Raw genomic sequence first — 16692 nt, forward strand, 5'->3', positions numbered from 1 at the left:
GGCTGAGCCCGTGTTGCCGGGCTATAGCCCGGCTGCCAGGCACCGGGACACGGGCTCAACAATGGGCAATTTGTTCACCACTCTGGCACATTTATTGCTCTGCAATAGGGCATGAGCCGCCATCTCCGCATCGTTTTAGTTCACCCTCCCCACGAAAGTGATGCTTCGTTGCGTGCCGCCGCGCTGCACGAAGGCCTTATCGAGGCCGGCTACGAGCTGGTGGCGTCGCTGCCGGCCGATTTTCATCTGCCGGAAGAGATCGCCCGCCTGCAGCCGGACATGATCATCGTCGACGCCGAATCCGACGCGCGCGATGTGCTGGAGCACATCGTCGTGGCCACCCGCGACGAGCGCCGCCCCATCGTCATGTTCACCGAGGATGCCAAGCAGTCGTCGATGGATGCGGCGATCGAGGCGGGGGTGTCGGCCTATATCGTGGCCGGCCTGAAGCCGGAGCGCATCAAGCCGGTGCTCAGCGTGGCGATGGCGCGCTTTCGCAAGGAGCAGAAGCTGCTGGATGAACTGCAGGACACGAAGCTCAAGCTGGCCGAGCGCAAGGTGGTCGACCGCGCCAAGGGCCTCTTGATGAGCCGTCACGGCATGACGGAGGACCAGGCCTACCAGCGCCTGCGGACGATGGCGATGAACAAGAACCTGAAGCTGGCCGACATCGCCCAGCGGATACTGGATGTGGAGGACTTGCTGGGTTGACCACGTATCGCGTGCGCACCCGGCTGGAGCAGTCATGATCGAAAAAACAACCGTCAACGTAGGATTCAACCCGCTGACCGACTGCGCGTCGGTCGTCATGGCAGCGATGCTGGGCTTCGACGAGAAGCACGGTATCCGCATCGCGCTGTCCCGCGAAACGTCGTGGGCCGGCGTGCGCGACAAGCTGATGACCGGCGAGCTCGATGCGGCGCACGCCCTGTATGGCCTGGTCTACGGCACCCAGCTGGGCATCGGCGCGCAGCCGCGCGACATGGCCGTGCTGATGAACCTGAACCGCAACGGGCAGGCCATCACGCTGTCGCGCCGCCTCGCCGAGCAGGGCGCGAAGGATGGCGCTTCGCTGGCGACACTGATGGCCAAAGACGTTGGCGACAGCCGGCGCAAGTATGTCTTTGCCCAGACTTTCCCGACCGGCACGCACGCGATGTGGCTGTATTACTGGCTGGCCGCCCATGGTATCAACCCGTTGCAGGATGTGCGGGCGATCACCGTGCCGCCATCGCAGATGGTCTACAACCTGGTCGAGGGCCACATGGACGGCTTCTGCGCCGGCGAACCCTGGGGCCACCAGGCGGTCATCGAAGGGATCGGCGTCACCGCCGCCGCCAGCCAGGAGATCTGGCCCGACCACCCCGAGAAGGTACTGGGCGCCTCCCTCGATTTCGTGCGCGCCCACCCGAACACGTGCCGGGCGCTGGTCGCCGCCGTGCTGGAGGCCAGCCGGTGGATCGATGCGAGCGATGAGAACCGCCGCGCCACGGCCGAGATCATCGCCGGCGTGCCGTTCGTGAACACGGACAAGGCGGCGATCCTGCCCCGCATGCTGGGCCGTTACGACAATGGCATCGGCCACGCATGGCAGGACCGGCACCCGATGCGCTTCCACCAGGATGGCCAGGCGAACTACCCTTGGCTGTCCGACGGCATGTGGTTCATGACGCAGTTCCGCCGCTGGGGGCTGCTGAAAGCCGACCCGGAATACCTGGAGGTGGCGCAGGCCGTCACCCAGCTGCAGCTGTACCGCGAGGCGGCCGAGATGGCCGGCGTGGCGGTACCGAAGGATGTGCTGCGCAGCTCGACGCTGGTCGACGGTCACACCTGGGACGGCACCGACCCGGCGCGTTACGCCGCCTCCTTTGCGATCCACCAGCGCTGACATCACGCTGAGCGCTGCATTGCACCATAAGCGGGCGGCACTGCACCGCTAACTTGCACGCCGCCCTGTTTTTCCCGCCCCAAAGCACGGCGTTCCCCCTGCGCCGCTTTCTGCAAGCCCCTGAAAATAGCTGGCACGCCTCTTGCAAAGTACAGGGCAAGAGGTCAATGGCGATCTCCCGAACATTGCATAGCCGCCCCAATGGCGGGGCGGCATCAGGACAACGGCGTCCGAGCAGTACTCACGAAACATGTTTTCGCGGGACTGCCCGGGCGCCTTTTTTTTTGCTTTGAAGCTTCCACCAACAGGGATCACAAAAATGACCAGCGACCTGACCCGCAAAGCTGACAGCATCAAGCTCTTCTCGCTTGCCACGCCGCAGATGCGTGCATTCCACCTGGCGTGGCTGGCGTTCTTCGCCTGCTTCTTCGCCTGGTTCGCCTGCGCCCCACTGATGCCGGTGATCAAGGGCGAATTCGGCCTGACCGCCGGGCAGATCGCCAACATCAACATCGCCGCGGTGGCCATCACGATCGTGGTGCGCATGATCATCGGCCCGATGTGCGACCGCTACGGCCCGCGCAAGGCGCACACCGCGCTGCTGGTATTCGGCTCCATCCCCGTGTTCGGCGTGGCCGCTTCGCAGAGCTACGAGAGCTTCCTGTTCTTCCGCATGCTGATCGGCGCGATCGGCGCCAGCTTCGTCATTACCCAGTACCACACGTCGGTGATGTTCGGCCCGCGCGTGGTGGGCACCGCCAACGCGGCTACCGCGGGCTGGGGCAATGCGGGCGGCGGCGTCACGCAGGCCACCATGCCGCTGATCCTGGCCGCGATCCTGATGCTGGGCGTGTCGGAAACGATGGGCTGGCGCCTCGCGCTGATCGTGCCGGGCGTGCTGATGATCATCGTGGGCGCGCTGTACTGGAACTTCACGCAGGATTGCCCGCAAGGTAACTACGCCGAGCTGCGCAAGGCCGGCATCGAACTCGAAAACGGCAAGAAGGGCGGCTGGGAAAGCTTCAAGCTGGCCGCCTCGAACTACCGCGTGTGGCTGCTGTTCGTCACCTACGGCGCGTGCTTCGGCGTGGAACTGTTCATCCACAACGTCGCTGCCACCTACTACGTCGACCAGTTCGACATGTCGCTGAAACAGGCCGGCCTGGCCGCCGGCAGCTTCGGCCTGCTGGCACTGTTCGCCCGTGCCCTGGGCGGCATCGTGTCCGACCGGATGGCCCTGCGCGGCAGCCTGAATGCCCGCGTCACCTTGCTGTTCATCCTGATGCTGGGCGAAGGCGCCGGCCTGATCTGGTTCGCCAAGGCCGATACCGCCACGGTCGCCATCTTCGCCATGCTGTCCTTCGGCATGTGCGTGCACATGGCCTGCGGCGCCACTTACGCGCTGGTGCCGTTCATCGACAAGCGGGCACTGGGCGGCGTTACCGGGATCATCGGCGCGGGCGGCAACGTGGGCGCCGTGGCTGCCGGTTTCCTCATGAAGGGCGTGGGCAGCACGCAGCAGACGCTGTCGATCCTGGGCTTCCTGGTGCTGATCTCCGCAGTCTGCGCCATCGCGCTGCGCTTCTCGGCCGCCACCAACGAAGAACATGCGCTGGCTCGTGCCGCCGCCTGATCACCAATACCGCATTTTTGAATACTGATTCACGGAGCACACAATGAAAATCGTCGTCATCGGTCATGGCATGGTCGGCCACAAATTCCTCGAAAGCCTGGCGGACAATCCCGTCGCCGACATGCAGGTCACCGTGCTGTGCGAAGAACCACGGCCGGCCTACGACCGCGTGCACCTGTCGGAATTCTTCAGCGGCAAGAGCGCGGACGACCTGTCGCTGGTGAAGCCGGGCTTCTTCGAGCGTTCCGACATGGTGCTGCGCCTCAATGCGCGCGCCGAGTCGATCGACCTGCAAGGCAAGACGGTGACCGCCAGCACCGGCGAAGTGCTCCCTTACGACAAGCTCGTCATGGCCACCGGTTCCTTCCCGTTCGTGCCGCCGATCGAAGGCCGCGACCGCAAGGACTGCTTCGTCTACCGCACCATCGAAGACTTGGAAGGCATGGCCGAAGCGGGTGCGCGCCTGAAGACCGGCGTCGTCATCGGCGGCGGCCTGCTGGGTCTGGAGTGCGCGAAAGCGCTGCGCGACCTGGGCCTGATCACGCACGTCGTTGAATTCGCGCCGCGCCTGATGGCCGTGCAGGTCGACGACGGCGGTGGCCGCATCCTGCGCAACAAGATCGCCGAACTGGGCGTCACGGTCCACACGGGCAAGAACACCACCGCCATCGTCGATGGCGAAGAGGGCGCGCACCGCATGCAGTTCGCCGACGGCACGCACCTCGACGTGGACATGATCGTGTTCTCCGCCGGCATCCGTCCGCGCGACCAGCTGGCCAAGGAAGCCGGCCTGGCCGTGGGCCCGCGCGGCGGCATCACGATCGACAACCATTGCCGCACCTCCGATCCGGACGTGTACGCGATCGGCGAATGCGCGCTGTGGAACGGCATGATCTACGGCCTCGTCGCGCCGGGCTACGACATGGCCCGCGTGGTGGCGAAGCAGCTGGCCGGCCAGGCCGCCGAATTCGGCGGCGCCGACATGAGCACGAAGCTGAAACTGATGGGCGTGGACGTGGCATCGATCGGCGACCCGCACGGCAAGGTGGAAGGTGCGCGCAGCTACCAGTTCACCGACGAGCGCAAGCAGGTCTACAAGAAGATCGTCGTGTCCGACTGCGGCAAGTACCTGCTGGGCGGCGTGATGGTGGGCGATGCCGGCGAATACGGCACCTTGCTGCAGATGATGCTGAACCGGATCGAGCTGCCCGAGTCGCCCGAATTCCTGATCCTGCCGCAATCCGACGGTAAAGCAAAGCCCGGCCTGGGCGTGGATTCGCTGCCGGACGCCGCGCAGATCTGCTCGTGCAACAACGTGACCAAGGGCGCGATCTGCGCCGCGGTGGCCGATGGCGCCACGTCGATCGGCGCGCTGAAGAGCTGCACCAACGCCGGCACGTCGTGCGGCGGCTGCGTACCGCTGGTCACGCAGGTGATGAAGGCCGAGATGAAGAAGCAGGGCATGGACGTCAACAACCATGTCTGCGAACACTTCCCGCACTCGCGCCAGGAACTGTTCCACATCATCCGCGCCGGCAATATCAGGACCTTCGACGAACTGCTGGCCCAGCACGGCAAGGGCCTCGGCTGCGACGTTTGCAAGCCGCTGGCCGGCTCGATCCTGGCCACGTGCTGGAACGATTTCGTGCTGAAGAAGGAACACGCCAGCCTGCAGGACACGAACGACTACTACCTGGGCAATATCCAGAAAGACGGCACGTATTCGGTGGTGCCGCGCATGCCGGGCGGCGAAGTGACGCCCGACGGCCTGATCGCCGTGGGCCAGGTGGCCAAGAAATACGGCCTGTACACCAAGATCACGGGCGGCCAGCGCGTCGACCTGTTCGGTGCCCGCGTCGACGAACTGCCGTCGATCTGGGAAGAGCTGATCGCCGCCGGCTTCGAAACCGGCCATGCGTACGGCAAGTCGCTGCGCACCGTGAAGTCGTGCGTGGGCTCCACGTGGTGCCGCTACGGCGTGGACGACAGCGTGGGCCTGGCGATCGAACTGGAGAACCGCTACAAGGGCCTGCGCACGCCGCACAAGATCAAGTTCGGCGTATCGGGCTGCACCCGCGAGTGTGCCGAGGCGCAGGGCAAGGACGTGGGCATCATCGCCACCGAAAAGGGCTGGAACCTGTACGTGTGCGGCAACGGCGGCATGAAACCGCGTCACGCCGAACTGTTCGCCTCCGACCTGGATAAAGAGACGCTGATCAAGTATGTCGACCGCTTCCTGATGTTCTACAGCCGCACGGCCGACCGCCTGCAGCGCACCAGCACGTGGCGCGACAACCTGGAAGGCGGCCTGGAATACCTGCAGGACGTGGTCATCAACGACAAGCTCGAACTGGCTGCCGAACTGGAAGCGGACATGCAGCGCGTGGTCGATACCTACCTTTGCGAGTGGAAGGAAGCCGTGAACAATCCGGAAACGCGTGCCCGCTTCCGCCACTTCGTCAACAGCGAGAAGAAGGACGAGAACGTGGTGTTCATCGAGGAGCGCGGCCAGATCCGGCCCGCCACCGTGCAGGAAAAGAAACGCGTCATCCCCATCAAAGCCGCTTGATAGTTGTTTGAAAAAGCCGACAAGGAGCCATCATGAAACGTGAAAACGAAGCCGCAAGCTGGACCGCGATCTGCGCCGTGGAAGACATCGTGCCGAATACCGGCGTATGCGCCCTGCTGAACAACGAGCAGGTTGCCGTGTTCCGCCTGAACGACGGCGCCGATGCGCGCGTGTTCGCGATCGGCAACTACGATCCGAATTCTGAAGCCTCCGTGCTGTCGCGCGGCCTGGTGGGCAGCCTGGGCGAGCGCATCGTCGTGGCATCGCCGATCTACAAGCACCACTTCGACCTGCAGACGGGCGAATGCCTGGAAGCGCCGGAAAACTCGGTGCCCACCTGGCCGGCGCGCATCGACGCCGGCAAGGTATGGGTCGGGGCCTGAGGCAGACATCATGAAACCCGCCCTGGTCGTCATCGGCAACGGCATGGCCGGCATGCGCACGGTCGAGGAGCTGCTCGCGCTGGCGCCCGGCCTGTACGACATCACCGTGTTCGGCGCCGAACCGCACGGCAACTACAACCGCATCCTGCTGTCGCCCGTGCTGGCCGGCGAAAAGTCGGTCGACGACATCATGCTCAACACGCGCGAGTGGTACGACGCAAACGGCATCACGCTGCACGCCGGCGACCCGGTGGTGCACATCGATCGCCGCCGCCGCATCGTGCGCGCGCAGTCCGGCCATGAGGTGCGCTACGACCGGCTGCTGATTGCGACCGGGTCGAAACCGTTCATCATTCCCGTGCCGGGCCACGAGCTGCCCGGCGTGCTGGCGTTCCGCGACATCGCCGACGTCGAAGGCATGATGGCCGCCGCGCGCGACCACCAGCATGCCGTCGTCATCGGCGGCGGCCTGCTGGGGCTGGAGGCGGCCAACGGCCTGCTGAAGCAGGGCATGACGGTCACGGTGGTGCACGTGACCGATGCGCTGATGAACCAGCAGCTCGACAAGCCGGCAGCGCAGCTGCTGCAGCGGGCGCTCGAGGCACGCGGCCTGAAGTTCATGCTGGAAGCGCAGACCGCCGAAATCGTCGGCCTGGACCGCGTGACGGCCGTGCGCTTCAAGGACGGCACCGAAATCCCGGCGGACCTGGTGGTGATGACGGCCGGCGTGCGCCCGAACATCGAACTGGCGAAATCGGCCGGCCTGCATTGCGAGCGCGCCATCGTGGTGGACGACACGCTGCAGTCCTACGACCCGCGCGTGTATGCGGTGGGCGAGTGCGTGCAGCACCGCCGCGCCACGTTCGGCCTCGTCGCGCCGATCTGGGAACAGGCCAAGGTGTGCGCCGCCCACCTGGCGGGCGCCGGCCACCGCCGCTATGTGCAGCAGGCGTCGCCCACGCGGCTGAAAGTGACCGGCATCGAGCTGTATTCGGTGGGCGACTTCATCGGCGCCGAAGGCAGCGAAGACCTGGTGCTGCGCGACGCGCGCCGCGGCGTCTATAAACGGCTGGTGCTGGATGGACCATGCCTGGTCGGCGCCGTGCTGTATGGCGACGTGCAGGACGGACCATGGTATTTCGACCTGATCCAGCGTGGCGCCGACATCAGCGCGATGCGCCACCAGCTGCTGTTCGGGCCCGCGCTCGCCGCATAAAACCTCAGTTACTGTCCTGTATTGGAACCATCGTGAACCTGTCCCAGCAACACCTGTCCATCGCCACCACCTGTCCCTATTGCGGCGTCGGCTGCGGCGTCAAGGCCGTGCCGCAAGGGCCGCAGGCGGCCACCGTGTCCGGCGACGTGGATCACCCGGCGAACTTCGGCCGGCTGTGCGTAAAGGGCTCGGCGCTCGGCGAAACGCTGGGCCTCGATGGGCGGCTGCTGCATCCACAGGTTCGCGAGGGTGCGCAACTGGGCGGCGCATTGCGGCAAGTGTCGTGGGACGAAGCGCTGGACCGCGCCGCCGGTCAATGGCGTGCGATCGTCGACGAGCATGGGCCCGATGCGGTGGCGCTGTACGTGTCCGGCCAGCTGCTCACGGAAGACTATTACGTCGCCAACAAGCTGATGAAGGGCTATGTCGGCAGCGCCAACATCGACACCAATTCCCGGCTGTGCATGTCGTCCGCCGTGGCGGGGCACAAGCGCGCGTTCGGCGAAGACCTGGTGCCGGTGAACTACGACGACCTGGAAAACGCCGACATGATCGTGCTGGTCGGCTCGAACCTGGCGTGGTGCCATCCGATCCTGTTCCAGCGCATCATGCGCGCGAAGGAGTCGCGCCCCGGACTGAAACTGGTGGTCATCGACCCGCGCCGCACCGCCACGTGCGAGCTGGCCGACCTGCACCTGCCCGTGAAGCCGGGCACGGACGTCTGGCTGTTCAACGGCCTGCTGGCTTACCTGTCGCGCGGCGATGCGGTGGATGCGGCGTTCATCGCCAACCATACGCGCGGCCTGAACGAAGCCCTGGAAGCGGCCGACCTCACGCCCGAAGCGGTGGCGAAGGCGTGCCGGCTGCCGCTGGAAAACGTGCTGGCGTTCTACGAGTCGTTCGCCGCCACGGCCAAGGTGATCACCGGCTTCTCGATGGGCGTGAACCAGTCGTCCGCCGGCACCGACAAGGTCAATGCGATCATCAACTGCCACCTCGTCACGGGCCGCATCGGCAAGCCGGGCATGGGGCCGTTCTCGATCACGGGCCAGCCGAACGCGATGGGCGGGCGCGAAGTGGGCGGTCTCGCCAACATGCTGGCCGCGCACCTGGACCTGGACAAGCCGGACCACCGCGCCGCCGTGCGCAAGTTCTGGGACTCGCCGCGCATCGCCGACAAGCCGGGCCTGAAAGCCGTGGACCTGTTCCAGGCCATCGAATCCGGCAAGGTAAAAGCGGTGTGGGTAATCGCCACGAACCCGATGGTGAGCCTGCCGGATGCCGACCAGGTGCGCCGCGCGCTGTCGAAAGCCGAGCTGGTGATCGCATCGGACGTGGTGCAGGATACCGACACGAACGCCTTCGCCCACGTGCTGCTGCCGGCGCTGGCCTGGGCCGAAAAGGATGGCACGGTCACCAACTCCGAGCGCCGCATTTCGCGCCAGCGGGCATTCCTGCCGGCGCCGGGCGAGGCGAGGGGCGACTGGGACATCCTGTGCGACTTCGCACGGCGCCTCGGCTACGCCGGCTTCGATTTCGCGCACCAGTCCGAGATCTTCGCCGAACATGCGCGGCTGTCCGCATGGCGCAACACGCCGGACGAGCTGCCGCGCGCGTTCGACATCGGCGCGCTGGCCTCGCTCGACCGTGCCGGCTACGACGCCATGCAGCCGGTGCAGTGGCCGCTGGGCCGCCGCGTCTTCGCGGACAACCGTTTCTCGTTCCCGGACGGGCGCGCCCGCTTCGTGCCGACGGTGCCGCGCCTGCCGGTCAACACGGCCGGCGGCGACTATCCGCTGGTGCTGAACACGGGCCGCGTGCGCGACCAGTGGCACACCATGACGCGCACCGGCCGCGCGCCCAAGCTGGCCGAGCACACGCCGGAATCGTTCGTCGACCTGCATCCGCAGGATGCGCTGCTGTGCGGCGTGCGCGACGGCGAACTGGCGCGCATTTCGTCGCAATGGGGCAGCATGGTGGCGCGCGTGCGGCATGGCGGCGGCATCGCCCGCGGCAGCGTGTTCGTGCCGATCCACTGGAACGGGCAGACGGCATCCGACGCCCGCGTGGGCGCCGTGGTGAACCCGGTGGTCGATCCCGTCTCCGGCGAGCCGGAATTCAAGCACACGCCGGTGATGGTCGACCGTTTCCCCGTGCAGTGGCACGGCTTCGTGCTGTCGCGCACGGCGCTGGACCTGGACAAGGTGGCCTACTGGACCCGCGCGCAGGGCGCCGGCTTCACCCGCTATGAACTGGCCGGCCGCAACCGCATCACCGATTTCGGCGCCTGGGCGCGCGACCTGCTGGGCATCGACGACGCCGATGCCGACTGGCTCGAATATGCCGACCGCAGCGCGGGCGTGTACCGCGCCGTGCACATCGTCGACGACCGCATCGCCCAGTGCATCTTCGTGTCGCCACGGCCCGACCTGCCCGAGCGCGCCTGGCTGGCCGGCCTGTTCTCGAATGCGGAACTGGCCGATGCGGAACGGGCCGGCGTGCTGGCTGGCCGGCCGCTGGCGCAGGGCGCCGATACCGGGCCGACCGTGTGCTCGTGCTTCGGCGTGGGGCGCAATACGATCTGCAATGCGATCCGCGAGCATGACCTGAAGACCACGGGCGAGGTCACCGCGTGCGTGAAGGCGGGCGGCAATTGCGGTTCGTGCGTGCCGGAGATCCGGCAATTGCTGGCCGAGGTGCGCGTGCCTGCCTGATCCCGGATCGTCCTCCCGTGCCGCCCTTCGGGGCGGCTGGCGCTAAAATTCCTCGCAACCGACACATTTGCAAGGAATGGCGATCATGGAAAAATGCCCCGACTGCGGTGCACCTGACCTGGTGCACGACACCCACGGCGTGTCCTACACGTACAAGGACCGCCATACCACGATCCCGTCCGTGGCCGGCTACCACTGTGCCCAGTGCGGCGGCGTGGCGCTGGACCGCGCTGCCGTGGAACGCTACGACGACCTGGTGGCGGCGTTCCACCGTCGCGTGGACGACGAGCTGGTCGATCCCGCCACGATTGCGGCCGCGCGCAGGAAGCTCAAGCTGGACCCGCGCGATGCCGACGACGTGCTCGGCACGAACCATGGCGACATCGCGCGCTTCGAGGCAGGCAGGGCGCATCCGCACCCGTCGACCGTCAGGCTGCTGAAACTGCTCGAGCGGCATCCGGAGCTGCTCGCCGAACTGCGCGACTGATCTGCGCAACTCATCTGCGCGGCTGGTGGCGCGGCATGCGCCAGCATGTAAAAAACGCCTGAAAATCGCGTCCACCAGCCCAAAAAACCCGTAAAACCCCGTTTTAGGGCCCAAGGGGCCGCTACGATTGACCTCATGTGAAACGGGAAAGAACGGGAATTGTGTTAAATTAAATACATCGGTCACCAACGTTCATGGAGCCGCCTATGCGCCGTCCTATCGTCCTCGTTCCAGCGTGCACCCGGCAGATCGGGCATTTCCCCAATCACGCCGCCCAGAACAAGTATGTGAATGCCGTCGTCCTCGGCGCGCGCTGCATGCCCCTGGTATTGCCTGCGCTGGCAGAGCTGACGGACATGGAGGCGGTGCTGCATGTGGCAGACGGGATCATGCTGACCGGCTCGGCGTCGAACGTGCACTCCGATCTGTATGGCCAGCCGATCCGCAATCCGGACCTGCCGCTGGACGCGGCGCGCGATGCCACCACGCTGCCCCTGATCCGGGCTGCCATCAAGCGCGGCATTCCCCTGCTGGGCATCTGCCGCGGCTTCCAGGAGATCAACGTGGCGCTGGGGGGCACGCTGCACCAGGCGGTGCAGGAATTGCCGGGCATGATGGACCACCGCGACCGCGAGGACGATTCGCTGGAAGTGCAGTACGGTCCTGCCCACCCGATCTACCTCACGAAAGGGGGGAAGTTCGCGGAGATGCTGGGCAATCCGGATGAGATCACCGTCAATTCCCTGCATGGCCAGGGGATCGACCAGCTGGCCCCCGGCGTGACCGTGGAAGCGGTGGCGCACGACGGGCTGGTGGAAACCTATACCGTGGATGCAGCGCACGGCTTCACGCTGGCGGTGCAGTGGCACCCCGAGTGGCGCATCACGGAAAACCCCGACTCCATGAAGATGTTCCAGGCGTTCGGCAACGCCTGCCGCGAATACCAGGCAGGCCGGCAGGGGCGGGACTGATGACTACCTACGAGGCCTGGGCGGGCGGACTCCCATAGCTGTACTTCCATGTGAAGTTCGAGGGACGCGGCCCGCAACTGGCCGTGTGCATTGACTTACTGGAGCTAAGAATGGCAATCCGCGAGAATTTCAGTTACACCGACATGGACGAGTGGCTCAACGAAAAACGGGTCACCGAAATCGAATGCCTGGTGCCGGACCTGACCGGCGTCGCACGCGGCAAGATCCTGCCCCGCGGGAAGTTCACGCAGGAGCGCGGCATGCGCATCCCCGAGGCAGTGCTGGGCATGACCGTCACCGGCAATTCCCCCACCGACGACCCGGCCTACGACCGCGCCATCTCGCAGACCGACCGTGACATGATCCTGAAGGCCGACCCCGGCACGATCACGATGGTGCCATGGGCCACCGACCCCACCGCGCAGGTGATCCACGACTGCTATTTCGCCGACGGCCGGCTGGTCGACTTCGCGCCGCGCTCGGTGCTGCGCCGCGTGCTGAAGCTCTACGAGGACAAGGGCTGGAAGCCGGTGGTGGCGCCCGAGCTGGAGTTCTACCTCACCGCGAAGATCTCCGACCCCGACCTGCCGCTGAAGGCGCCGGTGGGCCGTAGCGGCCGCGCCGAAACGTCGCGCCAGGTGTACAGCATCGATGCCGTCAACGAATTCGATCCGCTGTTCGAGGACATCTACGACTATTGCGACCTGATGGGGCTTGACGTGGACACGCTGATCCACGAGATCGGCGCCGGCCAGATGGAAATCAACTTCCTGCACGGCGAGCCGCTCGGCCTGGCGGACAAGGTGTTCTTCTTCAAGCGCACGCTGCGCGAGGCGGCGCTGAAGCACAATATGTACGCCACCTTCATGGCCAAGCCGATGGCCGGCGAGCCCGGCTCGGCGATGCACATCCACCAGAGCGTGGTCGACGCGAAGACGGGCTGGAACATCTTCTCGAACGAGGACGGTTCGCCGTCGCCGCTGTTCAAGCACTACATCGGCGGCCTGCAGCGCTACATGCCGTCGGCGCTGGCGATCGTGGCGCCGTATGTGAATTCGTACCGCCGCCTGGTGCGCCACACGGCGGCACCGATCAACATCCAGTGGGGTGTCGACAATCGCACCGTGGGCTTCCGCGTGCCCGAATCGGGTATCCAGGACCGCCGCGTGGAAAACCGCATCATCGGTTCCGATGCCAATCCCTACCTTGCCCTGGCCGTCACGCTGGCGTGCGGCTACCTGGGCATGACCGAACATCTCGAACCCACCGAGGTCACGCACGGCAGCGCCTACGAAATGAAGTACGAGCTGCCGCAAGGGCTGCCGGAAGCACTGGGCCTGCTGCGCCGCGAAGAAAAGCTGCGCGGGGTGCTGGGCGAGCGCTTCATCGACGTGTATGCTGCCATCAAGGACCTCGAACACCAGGAATTCATGACCGTCATCAGCCCCTGGGAACGCGAGCACCTGTTGTTGCACGTATAAACGGTTTATACTGAATTAACCCGAAGTATCCGCCGGCCGCCCGGCCGGTTGGGGTCTGTCCCCGGTAAGTAGCGTCGTCAAGCTTGCCACTGGCTTCCCTCGATACGCCGACAACTTCGGCAGGCAATGCCACTTACCGGGGACAGACCCCAACGGCAACCCCCGCTGTATCGTCTCTTACAGGAGGCAACCATGACCACCACCCCGATCGTGCCGGAACTGCCGGACACCAAGGGCTTGCAGCGGCTCGATGCCGCGCACTACCTGCACCCGTTCACGGACCACGCGGCGCTGGCGCAGCAGGGCGCGCGCGTGATGGTGCGCGGCGACGGCATCTATTTGTGGGATTCGGAAGGGCGAAAGGTGCTCGATGCCATGTCCGGCCTGTGGTGCGTGAACGTGGGATATGGCCGGCGCAGCATCACCGAGGCGGTGGCGCGGCAGATGGACACGCTGCCGTTCTACAACAGCTTCTTCAACACCACCACGATTCCCGCCGTGCAGCTCGCCGCGAAGCTGGCGAAGATCGCACCCGAGGGCTTCAACCACGTGTTCTTCACGGGTTCCGGTTCGGAAGCGAACGATACCAACGTGCGCATGGTGCGCCGCTACTGGGACCTGGCCGGCCAGCCCGAGCGCACGGTGATCATCAGCCGCCACAACGCCTACCACGGCAGCACGATGGCCGGGGCGTCGCTGGGCGGCATGAGTGGCATGCACGTGCAGGGCGGCCTGCCGATTCCCGGCATCGTCCACATCGGCCAGCCGCACTATGCGGACCATGGCGTGGGCATGACGCCGGAGGAATTCGGCATCCACGCGGCCGGCTGGCTGGAAGAGCGCATCAAGGAACTGGGGCCGGACAAGGTGGCCGCGTTCATCGGTGAGCCCATCCAGGGCGCCGGCGGCGTCATCATTCCACCGGCCACTTACTGGCCGGAGATCCGCCGCATCTGCGACAAGTACGATGTGCTGCTGATCGCGGACGAAGTGATCACCGGCTTCGGCCGGCTGGGCACCTGGTTCGCGTCGGACCTGTATGGCATGCGGCCCGACCTGATCACGTTCGCGAAAGGCGTCACCTCGGGCTACGTGCCGCTGGGCGGCGTGCTGGTGGGCGAACGCGTGGCCGATGTGCTGATCAGGGGCGGCGACTTCAACCACGGCTTCACGTATTCCGGGCACCCGGTGGCCTGTGCGGCCGCGCTGGAAAACATCCGCATCCTCGAGGAGGAGGGCGTGGTGGACCAGGTGGCGCGCGACACCGGGCCTTACCTGAAGCAGCGCTTCGCCAGCCTGTCCGCCCATCCGCTGGTCGGCACGGCCGACAGCTTCGGCTTCGTGGCCGGGCTGTCGCTGGTGCGGCGCAAGGCGGCCAACGTGCATTACCAGGTGCGCTTCGACCCGGCGCTCGGCGTGGGCATGGTGTGCCGCGCACACATGTTCGGCAACGGCATCATCATGCGCGCGGTGGGCGACCGGATGATCATCGCGCCGCCGCTGGTGACGACGCGCGAGCAGGTCGACGAGATGATCCAGAAGATCCGCCTGTGCCTCGACCTGACCCTGGCCGATGTCACGGCGCGGGGCTGGCTCGGCTGACCCGACGCCCGGCGCCCGGCCCCCGGGCGCTTCTCTTTATGCTTATGCCTTGGCGCCGGCGATGTGTGCCGGCTGCTCCTGGCGGTTCTTCAGCACCTGCGGTGCCAGCGAACCGATGATCATGCCGGCCAGCGCGGCCAACAGGCCGGCCAGCTGGCCGGGGAACGCTTCGCCCAAGCCGCTGATCTGCGGGAAGAACAGTACCCACACGAGGATGCCGGCACCGATCGACAGCACCGCGCCCTGCGTGGTGGCGCGTTTCCAGTACAGGCCCATTACCAGGGGAATGAACGCGCCCACGAGCGTCACCTGGTAGGCGGACGACACCAGTTCGTAGATCGACGTGCCCTGCATCATGATCGCGTAGGCCAGCACCAGCGCGGCAAAGATCACGATGGTCACGCGCATGGCCAGCAGCTGCTGCTTGTCGCTCATGCCCGGACGCAGGTTCTTCAGGATGTTCTCGACAAAGCTCGTCGATGGCGCCAGCAGCGTGGCCGACGACGTGCTCTTGATGGCGGAGAGCAGCGCGCCGAAGAACAGGATTTGCATGACCAGCGGCATCTTCGTCATCACGAACGTGGGCAGCAGGCGCTGGTAATCGTTCTTGGCCAGATCCATCGCGCTGTCGCCCATCACCACGACCGCGGCGGCCACGATAAACATGGGCACGAAGCCGAAGATGATGTAGCTGGCGCCGCCGATCACGGCGCCGGTGCGGGCCGTGGGCGCATCCTTGGCGGACATCACGCGCTGGAACACGTCCTGCTGCGGAATGCTGCCGAACATCATCGTGATGGCGGCGGCAAAGAAGAACATGATGTCGGTGAACGTGGGTTCCGGCCACAGGCGCCACAGGTCGGCCCGCTGCGCCATGTCCAGCACGTTGCCGGCGCCGCCCGCCAGGTCGGCGGCGAAGAACGCGATGACCGTCATGCCCACCACCAGCACGATCATCTGGATGAAGTCGGTGATCGCCACGGCCAGGAAGCCGCCCACCACCACGTAGATCAGCACGGCCAGCGTGCCGATCACCATGCCCGCGGCCGGTGCCAGCGCGCCGTTCGTCAGCACCGTGAATACCAGCCCCAGCGCGGTGATCTGCGCCGCCACCCAGCCCAGGTAGCTGAGGATGATCGCCACCGAGCAGAACACTTCGATGCCCTTGCCGTAGCGCTGGCGGTAGTAGTCGCCGATCGTCAGCAGGTTCAATTTATACAGTTTCGTCGCGAAGAACAGGCCGACGAGGATCAGGCACGTGCCGGCGCCGAACGGGTCTTCGATCACGGCATTCAGGCCGCCCTGCACGAATCGCGCAGGCACGCCCATCACGGTTTCGGCGCCGAACCAGGTGGCGAATGTTGTCGTGATGACCATGACCAGCGGCAGGCTCCGGCCGGCGACGGCGAAGTCGCTCGTGTTCTTGACCCGCGTGCCCGCCCACATGCCGAGGCCCAGCGTTCCCAGAAGATAAAGCGCGACAAAGATGATCAGGGTGTTGTTCATGCAAGCTTTCGGGAGCGGAAATAAGCGGGCGGAAAATCCCGGATTATAAAGGCTGGATGCGGCGCGGGAGCAACTTTGCCGGCGATTTGTGGCCGGATGTTGCTCGCCGGAGCGGCCCGTGAAATGCCGCCGCTGTCGAAAAACTTGACGAGGCGTGCAAGGTGCAAGTGCCGCGCGGGGCGTGGTGCGCGTGGCATGGCTTATGCGAGATCAACTGGGCTGGACCAGTGCACGTGCGCCAG

12 protein-coding genes are annotated in these 16692 nt (G+C 65.8%); 11 read left to right on the forward strand and 1 reads right to left on the reverse strand.

What is annotated here, in order from left to right; translation table 11 throughout:
- The first annotated feature begins 111 nt into the window (after nucleotides 1-111).
- From ACY65G_RS10205 to ACY65G_RS10255, 11 genes are all read left to right on the forward strand, one after another.
- Nucleotides 112-711 (forward strand): ANTAR domain-containing response regulator, encoded by a 600-nt coding sequence (locus ACY65G_RS10205; RefSeq protein ID WP_464997247.1) that lies wholly within the window; start codon nucleotides 112-114, stop codon nucleotides 709-711.
- 34 nt (nucleotides 712-745) lie between these two features.
- A complete protein-coding gene (locus tag ACY65G_RS10210; RefSeq protein WP_464997248.1) occupies nucleotides 746-1888 on the forward strand; it encodes a CmpA/NrtA family ABC transporter substrate-binding protein in 1143 nt (380 codons plus the stop codon).
- Nucleotides 1889-2207: 319 nt separating this feature from the next.
- Entirely contained in the window at nucleotides 2208-3521 is a 1314-nt protein-coding gene (locus ACY65G_RS10215) for an MFS transporter (RefSeq protein ID WP_464997249.1), read from the forward strand.
- A gap of 43 nt (nucleotides 3522-3564) precedes the next feature.
- A complete protein-coding gene (gene nirB / locus ACY65G_RS10220; RefSeq protein WP_464997250.1) occupies nucleotides 3565-6090 on the forward strand; it encodes a nitrite reductase large subunit NirB in 2526 nt (841 codons plus the stop codon).
- A gap of 32 nt (nucleotides 6091-6122) precedes the next feature.
- On the forward strand, nucleotides 6123-6473 hold the full coding sequence (nirD, locus tag ACY65G_RS10225) for a nitrite reductase small subunit NirD (RefSeq protein ID WP_464997251.1): 351 nt from the start codon (nucleotides 6123-6125) through the stop codon (nucleotides 6471-6473).
- A 10-nt stretch (nucleotides 6474-6483) separates the two neighbouring features.
- Nucleotides 6484-7689, forward strand: coding sequence for an NAD(P)/FAD-dependent oxidoreductase (locus ACY65G_RS10230; RefSeq protein WP_464997252.1), 1206 nt, complete (start codon nucleotides 6484-6486; stop codon nucleotides 7687-7689).
- A gap of 32 nt (nucleotides 7690-7721) precedes the next feature.
- Nucleotides 7722-10403 (forward strand): molybdopterin-dependent oxidoreductase, encoded by a 2682-nt coding sequence (locus ACY65G_RS10235; protein ID WP_464997253.1) that lies wholly within the window; start codon nucleotides 7722-7724, stop codon nucleotides 10401-10403.
- An 85-nt stretch (nucleotides 10404-10488) separates the two neighbouring features.
- Entirely contained in the window at nucleotides 10489-10890 is a 402-nt protein-coding gene (locus ACY65G_RS10240) for a type II TA system antitoxin MqsA family protein (RefSeq protein WP_464997254.1), read from the forward strand.
- 206 nt (nucleotides 10891-11096) lie between these two features.
- Nucleotides 11097-11861, forward strand: coding sequence for a gamma-glutamyl-gamma-aminobutyrate hydrolase family protein (locus ACY65G_RS10245; RefSeq protein WP_464997255.1), 765 nt, complete (start codon nucleotides 11097-11099; stop codon nucleotides 11859-11861).
- A gap of 110 nt (nucleotides 11862-11971) precedes the next feature.
- A complete protein-coding gene (locus ACY65G_RS10250; protein WP_464997256.1) occupies nucleotides 11972-13342 on the forward strand; it encodes a glutamine synthetase family protein in 1371 nt (456 codons plus the stop codon).
- A 192-nt stretch (nucleotides 13343-13534) separates the two neighbouring features.
- Nucleotides 13535-14944, forward strand: coding sequence for an aspartate aminotransferase family protein (locus tag ACY65G_RS10255; RefSeq protein ID WP_464997257.1), 1410 nt, complete (start codon nucleotides 13535-13537; stop codon nucleotides 14942-14944).
- 42 nt (nucleotides 14945-14986) lie between these two features.
- On the opposite strand, the gene ACY65G_RS10260 is transcribed toward ACY65G_RS10255, so the two are convergent.
- The gene (locus tag ACY65G_RS10260; RefSeq protein ID WP_464997258.1) at nucleotides 14987-16450 is read right to left on the reverse strand and encodes a high affinity choline transporter 1; all 1464 of its coding nucleotides are present in this window, start codon (nucleotides 16448-16450) and stop codon (nucleotides 14987-14989) included.
- Nucleotides 16451-16692: the final 242 nt, after the last annotated feature.

This window comes from Pseudoduganella sp. jia 12, assembly GCF_055502675.1.

What these genes read in the sequence shown, in the direction of transcription:
- ACY65G_RS10205 (WP_464997247.1), top strand. Translation starts at nt 112, where the DNA reads ATGAGCCGCCATCTCCGCATCGTTTTAGTTCACCCTCCCCACGAAAGT.
- ACY65G_RS10210 (WP_464997248.1), top strand. Translation starts at nt 746, where the DNA reads ATGATCGAAAAAACAACCGTCAACGTAGGATTCAACCCGCTGACCGAC.
- ACY65G_RS10215 (WP_464997249.1), top strand. Translation starts at nt 2,208, where the DNA reads ATGACCAGCGACCTGACCCGCAAAGCTGACAGCATCAAGCTCTTCTCG.
- nirB (WP_464997250.1), top strand. Translation starts at nt 3,565, where the DNA reads ATGAAAATCGTCGTCATCGGTCATGGCATGGTCGGCCACAAATTCCTC.
- nirD (WP_464997251.1), top strand. Translation starts at nt 6,123, where the DNA reads ATGAAACGTGAAAACGAAGCCGCAAGCTGGACCGCGATCTGCGCCGTG.
- ACY65G_RS10230 (WP_464997252.1), top strand. Translation starts at nt 6,484, where the DNA reads ATGAAACCCGCCCTGGTCGTCATCGGCAACGGCATGGCCGGCATGCGC.
- ACY65G_RS10240 (WP_464997254.1), top strand. Translation starts at nt 10,489, where the DNA reads ATGGAAAAATGCCCCGACTGCGGTGCACCTGACCTGGTGCACGACACC.
- ACY65G_RS10245 (WP_464997255.1), top strand. Translation starts at nt 11,097, where the DNA reads ATGCGCCGTCCTATCGTCCTCGTTCCAGCGTGCACCCGGCAGATCGGG.
- ACY65G_RS10250 (WP_464997256.1), top strand. Translation starts at nt 11,972, where the DNA reads ATGGCAATCCGCGAGAATTTCAGTTACACCGACATGGACGAGTGGCTC.
- ACY65G_RS10255 (WP_464997257.1), top strand. Translation starts at nt 13,535, where the DNA reads ATGACCACCACCCCGATCGTGCCGGAACTGCCGGACACCAAGGGCTTG.
- ACY65G_RS10260 (WP_464997258.1), bottom strand. Translation starts at nt 16,450, where the DNA reads ATGAACAACACCCTGATCATCTTTGTCGCGCTTTATCTTCTGGGAACG.